This window comes from Streptomyces sp. NBC_00203 (assembly GCF_045206325.1).
Lineage (GTDB): Bacteria > Actinomycetota > Actinomycetes > Streptomycetales > Streptomycetaceae > Streptomyces > Streptomyces lutosisoli.
In genome coordinates, this window is sequence record NZ_CP108126.1 from 2310778 (window position 1) to 2330404 (window position 19627).

Sequence of the window (19627 nt, forward strand, 5' to 3'; positions counted from 1 at the left end):
GCCCCGACGCTACCGCGAAGCGCTGCGGTACCGTCGATCACGATGGCGACGATTGAGGAGTGCCGCACCGCACTCGACAAGCTCTCGGACAACATGGCGGGCGCGGAAGGCGACGTACGCAGCGCGGCGGCGCTCGACCGCTCGCTGAGCTGCCGTATCACCGACCTCGACATCACCTTCGTGGGCCGTCTCAAGGACGGCCGGATCGAGGTGCTCGACACGCTCCAGGGCCCGCCCCCCGACAGGGCGCAGATCCGGCTCACCATGAAGGGCGACGACCTGGTCTCCATGGTGAACGGCGACCTGAACTTCGCGAAGGCCTGGGGCTCGGGCAGAGTGAAGCTGGAGGCGGGCCTGCGCGACCTGTTCCGGCTCAGGACCCTTCTGTAGCCGCCGCCACGACCGCCTGCCCGGACGTGGCCGTACGCGCCTTGCGCGCCGCCGGCACCACCAGCGGCGTACCCGTCTCCGGATCGTCGATGACCTGGCAGCGCAGCCCGAAGACCCGCTCGACCAGCTCGGCCGTGACGATGTCGCTCGGCGCGCCCTCGGCGATGACCTGGCCGTCGCGCAGGGCGATGAGGTGGGTGGCGTACCGGGCCGCGTGGTTGAGGTCGTGCAGCACGGCGACCAGCGTGCGGCCCTGCTCCTCGTGGAGCTCCGCGCACAGGTCGAGCACGTCGATCTGGTGCTGGATGTCGAGGTAGGTGGTCGGCTCGTCGAGGAGCAGCAGCGGGGTCTGCTGCGCGAGCGCCATCGCGATCCACACGCGCTGCCGCTGGCCACCCGACAATTCGTCGACATAGCGATCGGCCAGCTCGGCGACCCCGGTCGAGGCCATCGACTCCTGCACGACCCGCTCGTCCTCCACCGACCACTGGCGCAGCAGCCCCTGGTGCGGATAGCGGCCCCGGCCGACCAGGTCACCGACGGTGATCCCGTCCGGCGCGATCGACGACTGCGGCAGCAGCCCCAGCGTCCTGGCCACCTTCTTCGCCGGCATCGACTGGATGACCTGCCCGTCGAGGAGCACCCGGCCCTCGGAGGGCTTGAGCATCCGCGAAAGGGCGCGCAGCAGCGTGGACTTGCCGCAGGCGTTCGGGCCGACGATCACGGTGAAGGAGTTGTCGGGGATCTCCACCGACAGCTTCTCCGCGATGACGCGCTGGTCGTAGCCGAGGGTGACGTTGTCGGCGGACAGGCGGTTCACAGTGCTCCTTTGATTGTTCGGCCCGCTGTTGTCGGCGTTGTCGGCGCTCATATCCGGCCCGCCTTGCGCTCGGTGACGAGCAGCCACAGCAGATAGACGCCGCCGAGGACACCGGTCACAACGCCGACGGGCAGCTGATCGGCGCCGAAGGCCCGCTGCGAGGCCCAGTCCGCGACGATCAGCAGGGTCGCGCCCATGCACATCGACGGCACCAGGTTCGGTCCGGGCGACCGGGTCAGCCGCCGGGCGAGCTGCGGCGCGGTGAGCGCCACGAAACCGACCGGGCCCGCGGCCGCGGTGGCGCCCGCGGTCAGCAGTACGGCGGACAGCATCAGCAGCAGTCGTACGCGCTCGACGCGCACCCCTAGGGCGTACGAGACGTCGTCGCCCATCTCCAGCATGCGCAGCCCTCGCGCGTTGCCCAGGACGAGCGGCACGAGGACGGCGCACATGATGAGCAGCGGCCAGACCTGGGCCCAGTCACGGCCGTTGAGCGAGCCGGTCATCCAGACGATCGCGCGGGCCGCGTCGACGATGTCGGCCTTGGTGAGCAGATAGCCGTTGACCGCCGTGACGATCGCGGAGACACCGATGCCGACCAGGACCAGTCGATACCCGTGCACCCCTTGCTTCCACGCGAGCAGATAGATGGCGAGCCCGGTCACGAGTCCGCCGACGAGCGCCCCGAGGGCGACCTGGGTCGCGGTCCCGGAGAACAGCACGATCATGATGAGCGCGCCGGCCGTCGAGCCCTGCCCGAGGCCGAGCACGTCCGGACTGCCCAGCGGATTGCGGGAGATGGACTGGAAGAGCGCCCCGCCGAGCCCGAGCGAGGCCCCGACGAGCAGGCCGACGAGGACCCGCGGCAGCCGCAGTTCGTTGACGATGAACTCCTGGCCGGCGTTTCCGTTGCCGACCAGCGTCTTGAGGACGTCGACGGCCGGGATCGGGAAGTCGCCGGTTCCGATCAGCACCACGCTCGCGGTGAGCGCGGCCACCAGCAGCAGCACGACGACGGTGAACGCCCGGACGTCGAGCCGGACGGAGAGACCGCCGCGCGTACGGACCGCCCTGATGGCAGGGATCGGCTTACGTGTGGTCGTCACAGCTGCGCCGTCCTCCGTCGCCGTACGAGAAAGATGAAGACCGGGCCGCCGAGAACCGCGGTGACGATACCGACCTGAAGCTCCGCGGGCCGGGCGACCAGCCGCCCGAGCACATCGGCACCGAGCAGCAGCACCGGCGACAGGACGGTGGCGTACGGCAGGATCCAGCGCAGGTCGGGCCCCGTGAAGGACCGGACGACGTGCGGGACCATCAGTCCGACGAACACGATCGGTCCGCAGGCGGCGGTCGCGGCACCGCACAGCACGGTGGCGGCGGCCATGGACAGCGCGCGGGTGCGGTTCAGATGGGCGCCGAGCGCGCGGGCGGTGTCGTCGCCCATGGCCACCGCGTTCAGCGGCCGGGCGAGGGCCAGCGCGACGATCGTGCCGACCGCCAGGAACGGCAGCACCTGCTTGATGGTCGTGTCGGTGGCCGAGGCCAGCGAACCGACCGTCCAGAAGCGCATCTTGCCGAGCGCCGCATCGTCCGTGATCATCACGGCCTGGAGGTAGCCGTAGAGGGCGGCGGAGATCGCGGTGCCCGCGAGCGCGAGCCGCACCGGGGTCGCGCCCCGGCTGCCGCCCAGGAACCAGACCAGCGCCCCGACCGCGGCCGCTCCGAAGAAGGCGAACCAGACGTAGCCGCTCAGACTCGTGACGCCGAAGTACGTGATGGCGGTGACCACGGCGGCGGACGCGCCCGCGTTGATGCCGAGCAGCCCGGGATCCGCCAGCGGATTGCGGGTGAGCGCCTGGAGGACCGCGCCGGACAACCCGAGCGCGGCGCCGACCAGCAGCCCCAGGACGGTACGGGAGATCCGGTCGGCGACCACGACGTCGGCGTACGTCCCCGAGTCGTGGAACAGGCCGTGCCAGACCTGGTCCAGTGGCAGCGCTTTCGCACCGATCGCGACGCTCGCCAGCGCGACGAGCACCAGGACGCCCACGGACGCGAGGAGCCCAAAGACACGTATCGCCCGGCGGGTTGGGGGCGCGGGGGCGGTCTCCGCGCGCTGTTCAGGAGGACTGTCGACCAACACGAGGTTAGGTTAGCCTACCCTCGCATGGCGGCTCGATCCCCTGTCACCGCTGATGAGCAACGCGAGCCGCCGCCAATGTGCAACGCGAGCCACCGCTGATGAGCGACACGAGCCGCCCGCGCGTTCACCACCCGAGCCGCGCCGGCGCCGCCCCCTCCGCGCTCAAAGCCCCAGCCGCGCCAGTGCCTTCCCCCCGTCCAGCTCGCACGCCCCGTCCCCGGCCGCCGTCCACGCCGCCGCGCACAGCGCCCGCAGCCCGTCGAGGGCCTCGCCGTCGCCCTCCAGCTCCAGCCGCTCCCGCCCTGCCATCGCCGTCCAGCCCCCGCAGCGGAACCCGTCGCCCGCCTCGACGACATCCGGCTGCCCGGTGAGCAGACCGCGCAGATCCGCGTCGACATACGTCGGCCGGTGCTGCGGCGGGGCGGCCAGGAGCTGCGCGCCGTCCGTCACCCCGGTGAGCACGAGCAGCGAGTCCACCTCGCCGTTGAACGCGCCCTCGATGTCCGTGTCCAGCCGGTCACCGACCACCAGCGGCCGCTTCGCCCCGGTCCGCAGGATCGTCTCGCGGTGCATCGGGGGCAGCGGCTTGCCCGCCACCTGCGGCTCGGCGCCCGTGGCGATCCGTACGACCTCCACCGCCGCACCGTTCCCCGGGGCGATTCCGCGCGCGCTGGGGATCGTCAGATCGGTGTTGGAGGCGAACCACGGCACCCCGCGCGCGATGGCGTAGCTCGCTTCGGCGAAGCGTCCCCAGGGAAGATCCGCACCGCCGAACCCCTGGACGACCGCCGCCGGATCGTCGTCCGCCGACTCGACCGGCTCAAGGCCGCGCTCGCGCAGCGCGACACGCAGCCCCTCTCCGCCGATGACCAGCACGCGCGCGCCGGCGGGCACCTGCTCGCTGATGAGCCGGGCCGCGGCTTGCGCCGAGGTGATGACGTCCGAGGCCCCCGTCGGTATCCCCAGCTCCGTCAGGTGGGCGGCCACCGCGTCCGGCGTCCGCAGCGCGTTGTTCGTGACGTACGCGAGGTGCATCCCGCCCGAGCGGGCCGTGCCGAGGGACTCCACGGCGTACGCGATCGCGTTACCGCCCGCGTACACCACCCCGTCCAGGTCGAGCAGCGCCGTGTCGTACGCCTCGCTCAGGGCCTGGCCACTGCCGTCGGGCCGCGTCCTGACGGTCTGGCTCATTACACATCGCTCCTCGTTCGATCTCTTTCCCCCGATCATCGCGCATGCCACTGACACACTTACGATGCCTCAATGAACTATGCAGGTCCCGCGGAGGCAACACCGGCGCGCAGCGGCCTCGAACTGACCCCGTTCCGGGGCCTGCGCTACGACCCCGACCGGGTCGGCAGCCTGGCCGCCGTGACATCCCCGCCGTACGACGTCGTCGTACGGCCCGACGGCCTGCTCGAACTCGAATCCGCCGACCCGCACAACATCGTCCGGCTGATCCTCCCCCAGGACGGCACCCCCACCGCCCGCAACCAGCAGGCGGCCGAAACCCTGCGGCTCTGGCTCTCGGAAGGCGTCCTGACCACCGACCCCGAGCCGGGCCTGTACGTGTACGAGCAGCGCGACGGCGACATGCTGCAACGCGGCATCATCGGCGCCCTGCGCCTGTCGGAACCGTCGGACTGCGTCGTCCTCCCGCACGAGGACGTGATGCCGCACGTCATCGCCGACCGCGCGGCCCTGATGCGCGCCACCTCCGCCAACCTCGAACCCCTGCTGCTGACCTACCGCGGCAACGGTTCCCAGGTCGGCACGGCCGCCGTCATCGAGCGTACCGCCGAACGCCCGCCGCTGCTGTCGACCACCACGGAGGACGGCTTCAGCCACCGTCTGTGGGCGGTCACCGATCCGGCCGAGCTGGCCGAGATCCAGACAGATCTCCACCACCACCAGGCACTCATCGCCGACGGCCACCACCGCTGGGCGACATATCTGCGTCTACGCGCGGAGCACCCGTCCCCCAGCCCCTGGGACTACGGCCTGGTCCTCCTGGTGGACACCGTGCGCTATCCGCTGCGCGTCCGCGCCATCCACCGCCTGCTGCACCGCCTGCCGGTCGCCGACGCGCTCAACGCCCTCACGGGCTCCTTCCGGGTACGCCACCTGGACGTCCCCCTCGCCGAAGCCCTGGAGGCCCTCGCCGCGGCGGCCTCCGAGGGCAACGCCTTCCTCCTCGCGGGCGACGGCGCGTTCCACCTGGTCGACCGCCCGGACCCCGGCCTCCTCGCCCGTACGATCCCGGCCGACCGCCCCGAGGCCTGGCGCACCCTGGACGCGACGGTCCTGCACGCCACGCTCCTCGACCACGTCTGGGAGATCCCGGAGGACTCGCCCGCGGACATCGCGTACATCCACGACACGACCGCCACGGTCGAGAAGGCGGAGCGCGACGGCGGCACGGCCGTCCTCATGCACCCGGTCCACGAGGAGGTCGTACGCGACCTCGCCCGCCAGGGCGTCACGATGCCCCGCAAGTCGACGTCGTTCGGCCCCAAGCCGGCGTCGGGGCTGGTGCTGCGGGCGCTGTCGCTCTGACCCCCTGAAACGCAAACGGGCGGCGGGACTCCTTCCGGAATCCCGCCGCCCGTGTGTATCTACGTACGCCTGCTTCTGCTGTTTTACGTACGCCCGGCGTCAGCTCTGAGGAGCGTCGTCCTCGTCGTCCTCGTCGTCTTCAACGTCGCCGTCGCCGTCGACCGGGGCCTGCGCGGCCTGAGGAGTCTCTTCCTCGGCGTCGGCCTCGTCTTCTTCGTCGCCGTCTTCTTCGTCGTCGATTTCGACCTCGTCGTCGTCCTCGTCCTCGTCGTCGAACTCGTCCTTGGTCTCGGACTCGATCTCCGGCTCGGACTTGGCCTCCGGCTCCGCCTCGTCCTCATCCTCGACGAGCACATCGACGAACTCCACGCCGTCCAGCTCGGCAAGACGGTCGGACGCGTCCGTGCTGCCGTCCTTGTCGGACTCGACAGCCTTCGCGAACCACTCGCGTGCCTCGCCCTCACGACCGGCGGCGAGCAGCGCGTCGGCGTACGCGTAACGCAGTCGCGCGGTCCACGGCTGTACGGAGTTCGAGGCGAGCTCCGGGCTCTGGAGGGTCACGATGGCGGCATCCAGCTGCCCCATGTCCCGCCGCGCACCGGCGGCCACGAGCCGCATCTCGACCTGACCGGCCTTGTCCAGCTTCTGCACCTCGGGCGCGCCGGCCATGTCCAGCGCCTTCTCGGGCCGGCCCAGACCGCGCTCACAGTCCGCCATGACGGGCCACAGCTCCACGCTGCCGGTCATCCGCCGCGCGGCCCGGAACTCGGCGAGCGCCTCGCTGTACTTCTGGCTCGCGTACGCGGCGAAACCGGCCGCCTCGCGTACGGCGGCGACACGCGACGCCAGGCGCAGGGCGATCTTCGAGTACGCGTACGCACCCTCGGGGTCCTCGTCGATGAGCCGGGCAACCATCACCAGGTTCCGTGCGACATCCTCGGCAAGCCCCTTGGGCAGGCTCTGGAGCTCCTGCCGTACATCCTTGTCGATCTCCTCACCCGTGACGTCGTCAGGGATCGGCAGCCGCTTGATCGGCTCGCGGTCACGGTCCCGCTCGTCGCGGCCACGGAAGCCGCCGCCGCGCCGGTCGTCGCCCCCGCGGTCGTCACGACCACGGAAGCCGCCGGGGCGCCCGCCCCGGTCGTCACGACGCGGGCCACCGCGTCCACGGTCGTCACGTCCGCGGTCGTCGCGGCCACGGTCGTCGCGGCCACGGTCGTCGCGGCCACGGAAACCGCCGCCACCACGGTTGTCGTCACGACGGTCGTCACGGCGGTCGTCACGGCGGAAGGCCGGGCGGTCACCGCTGTCCCTGCGGTCGTCACGCCGGAAGTCGCTGCGGTCGTCGCGGCGGAAGCCACCACGGTCACCGCCACCACGGTTGTCATCACGGCGATCATCGCGACGGAAGCCACCACGGTCGCCGCTGTCACGACGATCGTCACGCCGGTCATCTCGACGGAAGCCGCCACCGCCACGGTTGTCATCGCGACGGAAACCACCACGGTCATCATCTCGGCGCGGCCCGCTGGGACGGTCGTCACGCCGGAAGTCACCGCGGTCGTCACGCCGGAAGCCACCACGATCGCCGCCACCACGGTTGTCATCGCGACGGAAGGCCGGACGGTCGCCACTGTCACGACGATCATCGCGGCGGTCATCACGCCTGTCGTCACGGCGGAAGGCCGGGCGGTCACCGCTGTCCCTGCGGTCGTCACGCCGGAAGTCGCTGCGGTCGTCGCGGCGGAAGCCGCCACGGTCACCGCCGCCACCACGGTTGTCATCGCGGCGATCATCGCGACGGAAGCCACCACGGTCGCCGCTGTCACGACGATCGTCACGCCGGTCATCACGACGGTCGTCCCGACGGAAGCCGCCACCGCCACGGTTGTCATCGCGGCGCGGGCCGCTGGGGCGGTCATCACGGCGCGGGCCGCTGGGGCGGTCATCACGACGCGGGCCGCTGGGGCGGTCGTCCCGGCGGAAGCCGCCGCGGTCGTCGTCACGACGGACGGCAGGACGGTCTCCGTCCCGGCGGAAGCCGCCGCGGTCGCGATCATCGCGACTGGGTCCGCTGGGGCGGTCGTCGCGCCGGAACGGCGGGCGCCCACCGCGATCGCCACCGCCACGGTTGTCATCGCGACGGTTGTCATCGCGGCGGAAGCCGCCACCGCCGCGGTTGTCATCACGGCGCGGGCCGCTGGGACGGTCGTCCCGGCGGAAGCCGCCGCGGTCACCGCCGCCACCACGGTTGTCATCACGGCGATCATCGCGGCGGAAGCCACCACGGTCGGACCCGCCGCGATCGGACCCACCCCGGTCGTTGTCGCGGCGCGGGCCCCCGCGGTAGCCGCCGCGGTCACCACTGTCCCGGCGGCGCTGGTCGCGCTCCGGTCGCTCATCGGGAGAGTTGGTGGACATGGGTGACTCCTGTCTTCGGTACCGCAAGTCATTCTCGCGCAGCCAGGTACTCGGCGCGCTTCGGAAAAACAAAAAAGGACCTCTGGTCCCAGCGAGTCGCTGGGACCAGAGGTCCTCCAAATATTGTTCGGCGGCGTCCTACTCTCCCACAGGGTCCCCCCTGCAGTACCATCGGCGCTGTGAGGCTTAGCTTCCGGGTTCGGAATGTAACCGGGCGTTTCCCTCACGCTATGACCACCGAAACCCTAATGGTTTCGAGCGAACAAGCACACTTTTCAGTTGAATGTTCTGCTCTGGCCGACAACGGTTCGTTGTCTCAGAACTAACACAGTGGACGCGAGCAACTGAGGACAAGCCCTCGGCCTATTAGTACCAGTCACCTCCACCCGTTACCGGGCTTCCAGATCTGGCCTATCAACCCAGTCGTCTACTGGGAGCCTTACCCTCTCAAGGAGGTGGGAATACTCATCTCGAAGCAGGCTTCCCGCTTAGATGCTTTCAGCGGTTATCCCTCCCGAACGTAGCCAACCAGCCATGCCCTTGGCAGGACAACTGGCACACCAGAGGTTCGTCCGTCCCGGTCCTCTCGTACTAGGGACAGCCCTTCTCAATATTCCTACGCGCACAGCGGATAGGGACCGAACTGTCTCACGACGTTCTAAACCCAGCTCGCGTACCGCTTTAATGGGCGAACAGCCCAACCCTTGGGACCGACTCCAGCCCCAGGATGCGACGAGCCGACATCGAGGTGCCAAACCATCCCGTCGATATGGACTCTTGGGGAAGATCAGCCTGTTATCCCCGGGGTACCTTTTATCCGTTGAGCGACGGCGCTTCCACAAGCCACCGCCGGATCACTAGTCCCGACTTTCGTCCCTGCTCGACCCGTCGGTCTCACAGTCAAGCTCCCTTGTGCACTTACACTCAACACCTGATTACCAACCAGGCTGAGGGAACCTTTGGGCGCCTCCGTTACTCTTTAGGAGGCAACCGCCCCAGTTAAACTACCCATCAGACACTGTCCCTGATCCGGATCACGGACCCAGGTTAGACATCCAGCACGACCAGACTGGTATTTCAACGACGACTCCACAAACACTGGCGTGCCTGCTTCAAAGTCTCCCAGCTATCCTACACAAGCCGAACCGAACACCAATATCAAACTGTAGTAAAGGTCCCGGGGTCTTTCCGTCCTGCTGCGCGAAACGAGCATCTTTACTCGTAGTGCAATTTCACCGGGCCTATGGTTGAGACAGTCGAGAAGTCGTTACGCCATTCGTGCAGGTCGGAACTTACCCGACAAGGAATTTCGCTACCTTAGGATGGTTATAGTTACCACCGCCGTTTACTGGCGCTTAAGTTCTCAGCTTCGCCACCCCGAAGAGTGACTAACCGGTCCCCTTAACGTTCCAGCACCGGGCAGGCGTCAGTCCGTATACATCGCCTTACGGCTTCGCACGGACCTGTGTTTTTAGTAAACAGTCGCTTCTCGCTGGTCTCTGCGGCCACCCCCAGCTCATGAAGTAAATTCAATCACCGGTGATGGCCCCCCTTCTCCCGAAGTTACGGGGGCATTTTGCCGAGTTCCTTAACCATAGTTCACCCGAACGCCTCGGTATTCTCTACCTGACCACCTGAGTCGGTTTAGGGTACGGGCCGCCATGAAACTCGCTAGAGGCTTTTCTCGACAGCATAGGATCATCCACTTCACCACAATCGGCTCGGCATCAGGTCTCAGCCTTAATGTGCGACGGATTTGCCTATCGCACGGCCTACACCCTTACCCCGGGACAACCACCGCCCGGGATGGACTACCTTCCTGCGTCACCCCATCACTCACCTACTGCAGGTCTGGTCCGTCGGCTCCACCACTCCCCTTTGCCCGAAGGCTCCGGGGCGGCTTCACGGACTTAGCATCGCCTGGTTCAATGTTTGACGCTTCACAGCGGGTACCGGAATATCAACCGGTTATCCATCGACTACGCCTGTCGGCCTCGCCTTAGGTCCCGACTTACCCTGGGCAGATCAGCTTGACCCAGGAACCCTTAGTCAATCGGCGCACACGTTTCTCACGTGTGTATCGCTACTCATGCCTGCATTCTCACTCGTGAACCGTCCACCACTGCCTTCCGGCGCGGCTTCACCCGGCACACGACGCTCCCCTACCCATCACAGCGGGCGTTGGCCCTATTGCTGCAATGACACGACTTCGGCGGTACGCTTGAGCCCCGCTACATTGTCGGCGCGGAATCACTAGACCAGTGAGCTATTACGCACTCTTTCAAGGGTGGCTGCTTCTAAGCCAACCTCCTGGTTGTCTCTGCGACTCCACATCCTTTCCCACTTAGCGTACGCTTAGGGGCCTTAGTCGATGCTCTGGGCTGTTTCCCTCTCGACCATGGAGCTTATCCCCCACAGTCTCACTGCCGCGCTCTCACTTACCGGCATTCGGAGTTTGGCTAAGGTCAGTAACCCGGTAGGGCCCATCGCCTATCCAGTGCTCTACCTCCGGCAAGAAACACACGACGCTGCACCTAAATGCATTTCGGGGAGAACCAGCTATCACGGAGTTTGATTGGCCTTTCACCCCTAACCACAGGTCATCCCCCAGGTTTTCAACCCTGGTGGGTTCGGTCCTCCACGACCTCTTACAGCCGCTTCAACCTGCCCATGGCTAGATCACTCCGCTTCGGGTCTTGAGCGCGCTACTGAATCGCCCTATTCGGACTCGCTTTCGCTACGGCTTCCCCACACGGGTTAACCTCGCAACACACCGCAAACTCGCAGGCTCATTCTTCAAAAGGCACGCAGTCACGAGAGTGCATGCAAGCATGCACTCCGACGCTCCCACGGCTTGTAGGCACACGGTTTCAGGTACTATTTCACTCCGCTCCCGCGGTACTTTTCACCATTCCCTCACGGTACTATCCGCTATCGGTCACCAGGGAATATTTAGGCTTAGCGGGTGGTCCCGCCAGATTCACACGGGATTTCTCGGGCCCCGTGCTACTTGGGTGTCTCTCAAACGAGCCGTTGATGTTTCGACTACGGGGGTCTTACCCTCTACGCCGGACCTTTCGCATGTCCTTCGCCTACATCAACGGTTTCTGACTCGCCTCACAGCCGGCAGACTGTGAAAGAGAGATCCCACAACCCCACATGCGCAACCCCTGCCGGGTCTCACACGCATATGGTTTGGCCTCATCCAGTTTCGCTCGCCACTACTCCCGGAATCACGGTTGTTTTCTCTTCCTGCGGGTACTGAGATGTTTCACTTCCCCGCGTTCCCTCCACATACCCTATGTGTTCAGGTATGGGTGACAGCCCATGACGACTGCCGGGTTTCCCCATTCGGAAACCCCCGGATCAAAGCCTGGTTGACGGCTCCCCGGGGACTATCGTGGCCTCCCACGTCCTTCATCGGTTCCTGGTGCCAAGGCATCCACCGTGCGCCCTTAAAAACTTGGCCACAGATGCTCGCGTCCACTGTGCAGTTCTCAAACAACGACCAACCACCCATCACCCTGCCCTACTGGGCAAGTTCACTGGGGCCGGCACTGAAGGCAGCCGTAATCGGCCGTACCTTCAGACACCCAACAGCGTGCCCGACACCCTCGCCACTCATGATCAGCTTTCCACGCCCCGAAGGACAGTACTCACAGCCCGAGATGACTGACGGTGCCGAATAATCAACGTTCCACCCATGAGCAACCAGCACCGGACATTCGCCGATGTACTGGCCTCTGACCTCACCCCGAAGGGATCGGTAAGAAGTGCTCCTTAGAAAGGAGGTGATCCAGCCGCACCTTCCGGTACGGCTACCTTGTTACGACTTCGTCCCAATCGCCAGTCCCACCTTCGACAGCTCCCTCCCACAAGGGGTTGGGCCACCGGCTTCGGGTGTTACCGACTTTCGTGACGTGACGGGCGGTGTGTACAAGGCCCGGGAACGTATTCACCGCAGCAATGCTGATCTGCGATTACTAGCAACTCCGACTTCATGGGGTCGAGTTGCAGACCCCAATCCGAACTGAGACAGGCTTTTTGAGATTCGCTCCGCCTCGCGGCTTCGCAGCTCTTTGTACCTGCCATTGTAGCACGTGTGCAGCCCAAGACATAAGGGGCATGATGACTTGACGTCGTCCCCACCTTCCTCCGAGTTGACCCCGGCAGTCTCCTGTGAGTCCCCATCACCCCGAAGGGCATGCTGGCAACACAGAACAAGGGTTGCGCTCGTTGCGGGACTTAACCCAACATCTCACGACACGAGCTGACGACAGCCATGCACCACCTGTACACCGACCACAAGGGGGCGACCATCTCTGGCCGTTTCCGGTGTATGTCAAGCCTTGGTAAGGTTCTTCGCGTTGCGTCGAATTAAGCCACATGCTCCGCTGCTTGTGCGGGCCCCCGTCAATTCCTTTGAGTTTTAGCCTTGCGGCCGTACTCCCCAGGCGGGGAACTTAATGCGTTAGCTGCGGCACCGACGACGTGGAATGTCGCCAACACCTAGTTCCCACCGTTTACGGCGTGGACTACCAGGGTATCTAATCCTGTTCGCTCCCCACGCTTTCGCTCCTCAGCGTCAGTAATGGCCCAGAGATCCGCCTTCGCCACCGGTGTTCCTCCTGATATCTGCGCATTTCACCGCTACACCAGGAATTCCGATCTCCCCTACCACACTCTAGCTAGCCCGTATCGAATGCAGACCCGGGGTTAAGCCCCGGGCTTTCACACCCGACGTGACAAGCCGCCTACGAGCTCTTTACGCCCAATAATTCCGGACAACGCTTGCGCCCTACGTATTACCGCGGCTGCTGGCACGTAGTTAGCCGGCGCTTCTTCTGCAGGTACCGTCACTTTCGCTTCTTCCCTGCTGAAAGAGGTTTACAACCCGAAGGCCGTCATCCCTCACGCGGCGTCGCTGCATCAGGCTTTCGCCCATTGTGCAATATTCCCCACTGCTGCCTCCCGTAGGAGTCTGGGCCGTGTCTCAGTCCCAGTGTGGCCGGTCGCCCTCTCAGGCCGGCTACCCGTCGTCGCCTTGGTGAGCCACTACCTCACCAACAAGCTGATAGGCCGCGGGCTCATCCTTCACCGCCGGAGCTTTTAACCCCCACCCATGCGGGCAGAAGTATTATCCGGTATTAGACCCCGTTTCCAGGGCTTGTCCCAGAGTGAAGGGCAGATTGCCCACGTGTTACTCACCCGTTCGCCACTAATCCACCCCGAAGGGCTTCATCGTTCGACTTGCATGTGTTAAGCACGCCGCCAGCGTTCGTCCTGAGCCAGGATCAAACTCTCCGTGAATGTTTACCCGTAATCGGGTGGACACCACGAGAGCGGAACCTCCCGAGGAATAATCGGAAGGTTCACAGCGTCCTCGCTGTGCGCCTACCAGGCAGTGCCCGGCAGGACTTTTTCAAAGGAACCTCGTCCCAGCCGATCGGCCGGAGACGGGGTATCAACATATCTGGCGTTGATTTTTGGCACGCTGTTGAGTTCTCAAGGAACGGACGCTTCCTTTGTACTCACCCTCTCGGGCTTTCCTCCGGGCGCTTCCCTTCGGTCTTGCGTTTCCGACTCTATCAGACTCTTTCGTGTCCGATTCCCGGTCGGCGGGAGTTTGTCTTCCGGCTTTGAGCGCTTTCGCCTCGCGGCCTTTCGACATTCACTACGTTAGCCGATTCCCTCTGCAACTCATAATCGAGTTCCGCGAGTTTGAATTCAGGCATGCAGGCACGCCGAATTCGCCCCCGCTGAGGGGAAGACGTAGGTAGTGGGTTGGCCACTTCCGGCTGCAGGCTGAACGCCGTACCCGGTTCAAGCGGCTCGGGCTACATTACGGATCCCCCAGAGACGCGTCAAGTTGAGCGGCGGCGCGGCGTATGGGCTCGATAAGGGCTCACCGTCGGGTCGTTGGCGATCCAGAAGCGCCATGGGTGGACGCCTCCGTCGCCGGCCACTCCGGTGCGCGGACCGCTGCGTACCTGGTCGGAGTGGACGGGGGTGCCCGTCAGGAGGGTCAGTGGGGAGCCCTCGGGGGCGCAGGCATCCGTGCCGTCCAGCGACCGGTCCACCCCAAGGGCCGTGGCGAGTCGTGCGGGCCCTTTGGCCAGTTCCTTGTCATTTCGGGCCGAGAGTCGACGTTTACGGGCGAGCTCGGCGCCTTCGGTGACCTCGCCGGCCCGGAGCAGGACTGCGCTGGCCGAGCCGCCCGGACCGCAGACCAGGTTCATGCAGTGCCACATGCCGTAGGTGAAGTAGACGTACACATGCCCAGGGGGACCGAACATCACGTCATTGCGGGCCGTGCGGCCGCGATAGGCGTGGGAGCCGGGGTCGTTCGGGCCGTCGTACGCCTCTACCTCTGTGAGGCGGAGTTCGATCGGACCGTCGGGGGTGGTGCGTACGAGGATGCGCCCCAGGAGGTCGGGGGCGACGTCCAGTACGGGGCGGTCGAAGAAGTCGCGCGTGAGGGGCGTACGGTCAGGGGCCGCGATCATGGCGTCCGAGCGTAGTCCAGACGGGTGCGTGTCGATGGGGTGGTCAGGGAGCGTCCCCCTTGGAAGGGTGAGGGCGCGGAACCGGCCGCGGTCGGATCGCGTTTGTAGGGATCAAGGAATACAGACGGACACGGCAGATGGAACAGGCGTTGCCTGGGGAGGAAGTGACATGGGGTTCAAGCGGCTGCTTGCGAGCCTGGGGGCCGGTGGGGCTTCGGTCGAGACGGTGCTGACGGAGGTCAACACCGTTCCGGGCGGCGTCGTCCAGGGTGAGGTGCGGATCCAGGGCGGGTCGGTGGCCCAGGCGATCGAGGGTCTGTCGGTCGGTCTGCAGGCCAAGGTCGAGGTCGAGGGTCACGACGACCAGGAGTACAAGCAGGACATCGAGTTCACGAAGCTGCGGCTCGGCGGGGCTTTCGAGCTCCAGGCGGGCGCGGTGCACGCGGTGCCGTTCGGGCTGGAGATCCCGTGGGAGACGCCGATCACCACGATCGACGGTCAGGCGCTGCGGGGCATGCACATCGGTGTGACCACGGAGCTGGAGATCGCGCGAGCCGTCGACTCGGGTGACCTGGACCCGATCAATGTGCACCCGATGCCCGCGCAGCAGGCGATCCTGAACGCCTTCATCCAGCTGGGCTTCCGCTTCAAGAACGCGGACATGGAGCGCGGCCACATCCGGGGTACGCGGCAGAAGCTGCCGTTCTACCAGGAGATCGAGTTCTTCCCGCCGTCGCAGTACCGCGGGCTGAACCAGGTGGAGCTGAGCTTCGTCGCGGACGACCGCGAGATGGACGTCATCCTGGAGATGGACAAGAAGCCGGGCCTCTTCACCGAGGGCAGCGACTCGTACCGCTCCTTCAAGGTGGGTCTGCACGACTACCAGGGCACGGACTGGGCGGCGTACCTGAACCAGTGGCTGTCGGAGGTCGGCAGCAAGCGCAGCTGGTTCTAGGCTCGGGTCGGGCGATTTGCGCGTTCCGGAACCGCCCGGCAACCATCCAGGAACCGATCAGGAGGTACCGAGGTGACCGACCTCAAGCGGCCGCCCCTCCCCCACGACTTCCATCCGACTGTGCCGTCCTTCACGGTCACGAGCGCGGACGTCGAGCCGGGCGCGACCCTGAAGGATTCTCAGGTCTACGCGGCCGGGAACACCTCGCCTCAGCTGCGCTGGGAGGGCTTCCCGCCGGAGACCAAGAGTTTCGCCGTGACGTGCTTCGATCCGGACGCCCCGACTGGGAGCGGATTCTGGCACTGGGTGGTGTTCGACATCCCGGCGTCGGTCACCGAGCTGCCCACGGGCGCGGGTAGCGGGAAGTTCGAGGGACTGCCCGAGGGCGTGGTGCAGGTGCGCAACGACTACGGGTCGAAGGACTTCGGTGGTGCCGCGCCGCCGCCCGGGGACCCTGCCCACCGGTATGTGTTCACGGTGTACGCGGTCGATCAGGAGAAGCTCGGTCCGGACTCGGACGTGTCGCCTGCCGTGGTGGGCTTCAATCTGCGGTTCCACACGCTGGCGCGCGCCCAGCTGATCGGTGAGTACGCGTCCGGCGCGTAAGGCACCCTCGCGAGACAGACGTTCATTGAACGTTTGCCCGCCTCTGGTCTTGGAAGTGATCAGAGGCGGGCATTTTTTATTGCGTTGTCCATCTCGGCGCGCCCGGCCAGAGTTGATCCAAGCCTGCCAGGGGGTGGGCCGGTGCACACAGGAGGTGGGCTGGATGCGGGACACGCTGGTACTGAACGCGAGCTTTGAGCCGCTGTCGACGGTGACGTTGAACCGAGCCGTCGTTCTGGTGCTGCAGGACAAGGCTGTCGTGGAGCAGGCCCACCCCGAACTCCGTATGCGCGGAGCCGCGCTCGACATACCCGTGCCCCGGGTGATCAGGCTCTGCCGCTATGTCAGGGTGCCGTTCCGAAGACAAGCGCCGTGGTCGAGGCGCGGTGTTCTGGTACGGGACAGGCACCGGTGCGCGTACTGCGGAAGGCGGGCGACGACGGTCGACCACGTGGTGCCGCGCGCGCAGGGTGGTCAGGACGCCTGGCTGAATACGGTCGCGTCCTGTGCGGAGGACAATCACCGCAAGGCGGCCCGTACGCCGGACCAGGCGGGGATGCCGCTGCTGTGGCAGCCGTTCGAGCCGACACCCGCCGACGCGATGTTGCTGGCGCTCGGCCAGGACGACTTCGACGCGCTGCCGGAGTGGCTGGCTCAGCCCGCGTAGGCGCTCCGCTGGGAGAGTCGGAAAACCCCCGGTGATCGGTCGGCTGCGGGTCGTTTGTTGCTGGTCGCGCAGTTCCCCGCGCCCCTTACGGGGCGCGGGACAACACCGGAGTCCGTGCAGTGCCGTCAGTCGGTGACGGACGGCTTTTCGCGGCGCTCTGTGCCGCCGTTGCCCGAACCGCCGCCCATGGGGCCGAAGTTGCCCATGGCGCCGCTGAGTCCCTTGAGGGCGTCGCCGATTTCGCTGGGGACGATCCAGAGCTTGTTGGCGTCGCCCTCGGCGATCTTGGGGAGCATCTGGAGGTACTGGTAGGCGAGGAGCTTCTGGTCGGCGTCGCCGGCGTGGATGGACTCGAAGACCGTACGGATGGCCTGGGCCTCGCCCTCGGCGCGCAGTGCGGCGGCCTTGGCCTCGCCTTCGGCGCGCAGGATCGCGGACTGCTTCTCACCTTCGGCGGTGAGGATCTGCGACTGGCGGATACCTTCGGCGGTGAGGATCGCGGCGCGCTTGTCACGGTCGGCGCGCATCTGCTTCTCCATCGAGTCCTGGATGGAGGTGGGCGGCTCGATCGCCTTGAGCTCGACGCGGTTGACGCGGATGCCCCACTTGCCGGTGGCCTCGTCGAGGACGCCGCGCAGGGCCGCGTTGATCTCCTCGCGGGAGGTCAGGGTCCGCTCCAGGTCCATGCCGCCGATGATGTTGCGCAGGGTGGTGACGGTGAGCTGCTCGATCGCCTGGATGTAGCTGGCGACTTCGTACGTGGCCGCGCGGGCGTCGGTGACCTGGTAGTAGATGACCGTGTCGATGTTGACCACCAGGTTGTCCTGGGTGATCACCGGCTGCGGTGGGAACGGCACGACCTGTTCACGCAGGTCGATGCGGTTGCGGATCGAGTCGATGAACGGAACGACGATGTTCAGTCCGGCGTTCAGCGTCCGCGTATAGCGGCCGAAGCGCTCGACGATCGCGGCGCTGGCCTGTGGGATGACCTGGATGGTCTTGATCAGGGCGATGAAGACCAACACCACCAGAATGACCAGGACGATGATGATCGGTTCCATCGTTGCTCCCCGTACCCTTCTCCGCTCGGTAATTCCTGAAGATCTTATGGTTGTTGAAGATCTTGCTGGACGAGTCTGACAGACCGTCGTCTGCCGCGTGGGGCGTTCGGTTCACTTGCGTCGTGCGAGGTCACATGACAATCGCCGTGGCTCCGTCGATGTCCACGACGTCTACTTCCTGGCCTGCCTCGTAGACCTGTCCGGCGTCGAGGGCGCGCGCCGACCAGATCTCTCCGCCGAGCTTGATCCGGCCGCCGCCCGAACCGTCGACGCGTTCGAGGACGACGGCCTGTCTGCCCTTCAACGCCTCGATGCCGGTGGCGAGTTGGGGGCGCTGGGCGCGGTGCCGGGCCGCGATGGGGCGTACGACGGCGATGAGTGCGACCGAGACGGCGGAGAAGACGAGGACTTGGAGGACGACATCGCCGCCGAGCCCCGCGACGACCGCGGCGGCGACGGCGCCCACGGCGAGCATGCCGAACTCGGGCATCGCGGTCACGACGAGCGGGATGCCGAGCCCGGCCGCGCCGACCAGCCACCACACCCATGCGTTGATGTCGTTCACATGGTCATGGTAGGACCGCGCTCCCCTGGCGGACAGGGCGCGCGATCCACGGGGACACGCCCGGTCCGTTGCGAGGGTCCGGGCGTCCCGGTGTTCAGGCCATCGGCAGGCCCTGCGCGGTCCAGCGCTCGCCGTTCTGTGCGACGACGAGGGGGAGGCCGAAGCAGAGCGAGAGGTTGCGCGAGGTGAGTTCGAGCTCCAGGGGGCCCGCGGCGAGCACCTTGCCCTGACGGATCATCAGGACGTGGGTGAAGCCGGGGGCGATCTCCTCGACGTGGTGCGTGACCATGATCATGGAGGGGGCGATCGGGTCGCGGGCGAGACGGCCGAGGCGGCGTACGAGGTCCTCGCGGCCGCCGAGGTCGAGGCCGGCGGCGGGCTCGTCGAGCAGCAGCAGCTCAGGGTCGGTCATCAGGGCGCGGGCGATCAGGGTGCGCTTGCGCTCGCCCTCGGAGAGCGTGCCGAACTTGCGGTCCAGGTAGTCGCTCATGCCGAGGCGGTCGAGGAAGGCGCGGGCGCGCTGCTCGTCGATGTCCTCGTAGTCCTCGTGCCAGCCGGCGGTCATGCCGTACGCGGCGGTGAGCACGGTCTGCAGGACGGTCTGGCGCTTGGGGAGCTTCTCGGCCATGGCGATACCGGCCATACCGATGCGCGGGCGCAGCTCGAAGACGTCGACCTTGCCGAGGGTCTCGCCGAGGATGGTGGCAGTGCCCTGGCTGGGGAAGAGGTAGCTGGAGGCGACGTTCAGAAGGGTCGTTTTTCCGGCGCCGTTCGGGCCGAGGATGACCCAGCGCTCCCCTTCCTTGACCGACCAGGAGACCTGGTCCACCAGAGCCCGGCCCTCGCGGACCACGGATACGTCCTCCAGCTCCAGTACATCGCTCATGAGCGCGTTGTCTCCCATTGCAGTCTCGGCCGTCGCTTACGTCTGTGG

At 66.3% G+C, this 19627-nt stretch carries 14 protein-coding genes, 3 rRNA genes and 1 pseudogene; 5 read left to right on the forward strand and 13 right to left on the reverse strand.

Annotated features, from left to right (window positions below):
• The first annotated feature begins 42 nt into the window (after window positions 1-42).
• A complete protein-coding gene (locus tag OG975_RS10655) occupies window positions 43-390 on the forward strand; it encodes an SCP2 sterol-binding domain-containing protein (RefSeq protein WP_406328891.1) in 348 nt (115 codons plus the stop codon).
• On the opposite strand, the gene OG975_RS10660 is transcribed toward OG975_RS10655, so the two are convergent.
• From OG975_RS10660 to OG975_RS10675, 4 genes are all read right to left on the reverse strand, one after another.
• Window positions 374-1261 carry an ABC transporter ATP-binding protein gene (locus OG975_RS10660; RefSeq protein WP_406328892.1) on the reverse strand — a complete coding sequence of 296 codons (888 nt, stop codon included), beginning with the start codon at window positions 1259-1261 and terminating at the stop codon, window positions 374-376. The genes OG975_RS10655 and OG975_RS10660 overlap by 17 nt on opposite strands.
• Window positions 1258-2316 (reverse strand): FecCD family ABC transporter permease, encoded by a 1059-nt coding sequence (locus OG975_RS10665; RefSeq protein WP_406328893.1) that lies wholly within the window; start codon window positions 2314-2316, stop codon window positions 1258-1260. Before OG975_RS10665 ends, OG975_RS10660 begins: the two co-directional genes overlap by 4 nt.
• Window positions 2313-3356, reverse strand: coding sequence for a FecCD family ABC transporter permease (locus OG975_RS10670; RefSeq protein WP_406328894.1), 1044 nt, complete (start codon window positions 3354-3356; stop codon window positions 2313-2315). The genes OG975_RS10665 and OG975_RS10670 overlap by 4 nt, the downstream gene beginning before the upstream one ends.
• Before the next feature lie 162 nt (window positions 3357-3518).
• Window positions 3519-4547 carry an HAD hydrolase-like protein gene (locus tag OG975_RS10675; protein WP_406328895.1) on the reverse strand — a complete coding sequence of 343 codons (1029 nt, stop codon included), beginning with the start codon at window positions 4545-4547 and terminating at the stop codon, window positions 3519-3521.
• A 72-nt stretch (window positions 4548-4619) separates the two neighbouring features.
• On the opposite strand from OG975_RS10675, the gene OG975_RS10680 reads away from it, so the two are divergent.
• Window positions 4620-5912, forward strand: a complete 1293-nt coding sequence (locus tag OG975_RS10680) for a DUF1015 domain-containing protein (RefSeq protein WP_406328896.1) — start codon at window positions 4620-4622, stop codon at window positions 5910-5912.
• A 99-nt stretch (window positions 5913-6011) separates the two neighbouring features.
• Here OG975_RS10680 and OG975_RS10685 read toward each other — a convergent pair whose 3' ends face one another.
• From OG975_RS10685 to OG975_RS10710, 6 genes and pseudogenes are all read right to left on the reverse strand, one after another.
• A complete protein-coding gene (locus OG975_RS10685; protein WP_406336233.1) occupies window positions 6012-6935 on the reverse strand; it encodes a hypothetical protein in 924 nt (307 codons plus the stop codon).
• 513 nt (window positions 6936-7448) lie between these two features.
• Window positions 7449-8360: pseudogene (locus OG975_RS10690) on the reverse strand (tetratricopeptide repeat protein); the annotation flags it as partial.
• Between the two features lie 98 nt (window positions 8361-8458).
• Window positions 8459-8575, reverse strand: a 5S ribosomal RNA gene (rrf, locus tag OG975_RS10695).
• Between the two features lie 104 nt (window positions 8576-8679).
• Window positions 8680-11802 (reverse strand): 23S ribosomal RNA (locus OG975_RS10700).
• 315 nt (window positions 11803-12117) lie between these two features.
• Window positions 12118-13643: ribosomal RNA gene (locus OG975_RS10705) — 16S ribosomal RNA — on the reverse strand.
• The 16S, 23S and 5S rRNA genes sit together here, the layout of an rRNA operon.
• A 554-nt stretch (window positions 13644-14197) precedes the next feature.
• A complete protein-coding gene (locus OG975_RS10710; protein WP_406328897.1) occupies window positions 14198-14839 on the reverse strand; it encodes a DNA-3-methyladenine glycosylase in 642 nt (213 codons plus the stop codon).
• A gap of 169 nt (window positions 14840-15008) precedes the next feature.
• Here OG975_RS10710 and OG975_RS10715 point away from each other — a divergent pair, with 169 nt between their 5' ends.
• From OG975_RS10715 to OG975_RS10725, 3 genes are all read left to right on the forward strand, one after another.
• The gene (locus OG975_RS10715; protein ID WP_406328898.1) at window positions 15009-15794 is read left to right on the forward strand and encodes a sporulation protein; all 786 of its coding nucleotides are present in this window, start codon (window positions 15009-15011) and stop codon (window positions 15792-15794) included.
• A gap of 72 nt (window positions 15795-15866) precedes the next feature.
• Complete coding sequence (locus OG975_RS10720) at window positions 15867-16400, forward strand: YbhB/YbcL family Raf kinase inhibitor-like protein (RefSeq protein WP_406328899.1); 534 nt, start codon at window positions 15867-15869, stop codon at window positions 16398-16400.
• 163 nt (window positions 16401-16563) lie between these two features.
• A complete protein-coding gene (locus OG975_RS10725; RefSeq protein ID WP_406328900.1) occupies window positions 16564-17067 on the forward strand; it encodes an HNH endonuclease in 504 nt (167 codons plus the stop codon).
• Window positions 17068-17192: 125 nt separating this feature from the next.
• On the opposite strand, the gene OG975_RS10730 is transcribed toward OG975_RS10725, so the two are convergent.
• The 3 genes from OG975_RS10730 to OG975_RS10740 all read right to left on the reverse strand — a co-directional run bounded on the left by OG975_RS10730 (window position 17193) and on the right by OG975_RS10740 (window position 19579).
• Window positions 17193-18128, reverse strand: a complete 936-nt coding sequence (locus OG975_RS10730) for an SPFH domain-containing protein (RefSeq protein ID WP_327427672.1) — start codon at window positions 18126-18128, stop codon at window positions 17193-17195.
• A 130-nt stretch (window positions 18129-18258) separates the two neighbouring features.
• The gene (locus OG975_RS10735) at window positions 18259-18693 is read right to left on the reverse strand and encodes an NfeD family protein (RefSeq protein WP_406328901.1); all 435 of its coding nucleotides are present in this window, start codon (window positions 18691-18693) and stop codon (window positions 18259-18261) included.
• 94 nt (window positions 18694-18787) lie between these two features.
• Entirely contained in the window at window positions 18788-19579 is a 792-nt protein-coding gene (locus tag OG975_RS10740; protein ID WP_406328902.1) for an ABC transporter ATP-binding protein, read from the reverse strand.
• Window positions 19580-19627 lie beyond the last annotated feature (48 nt).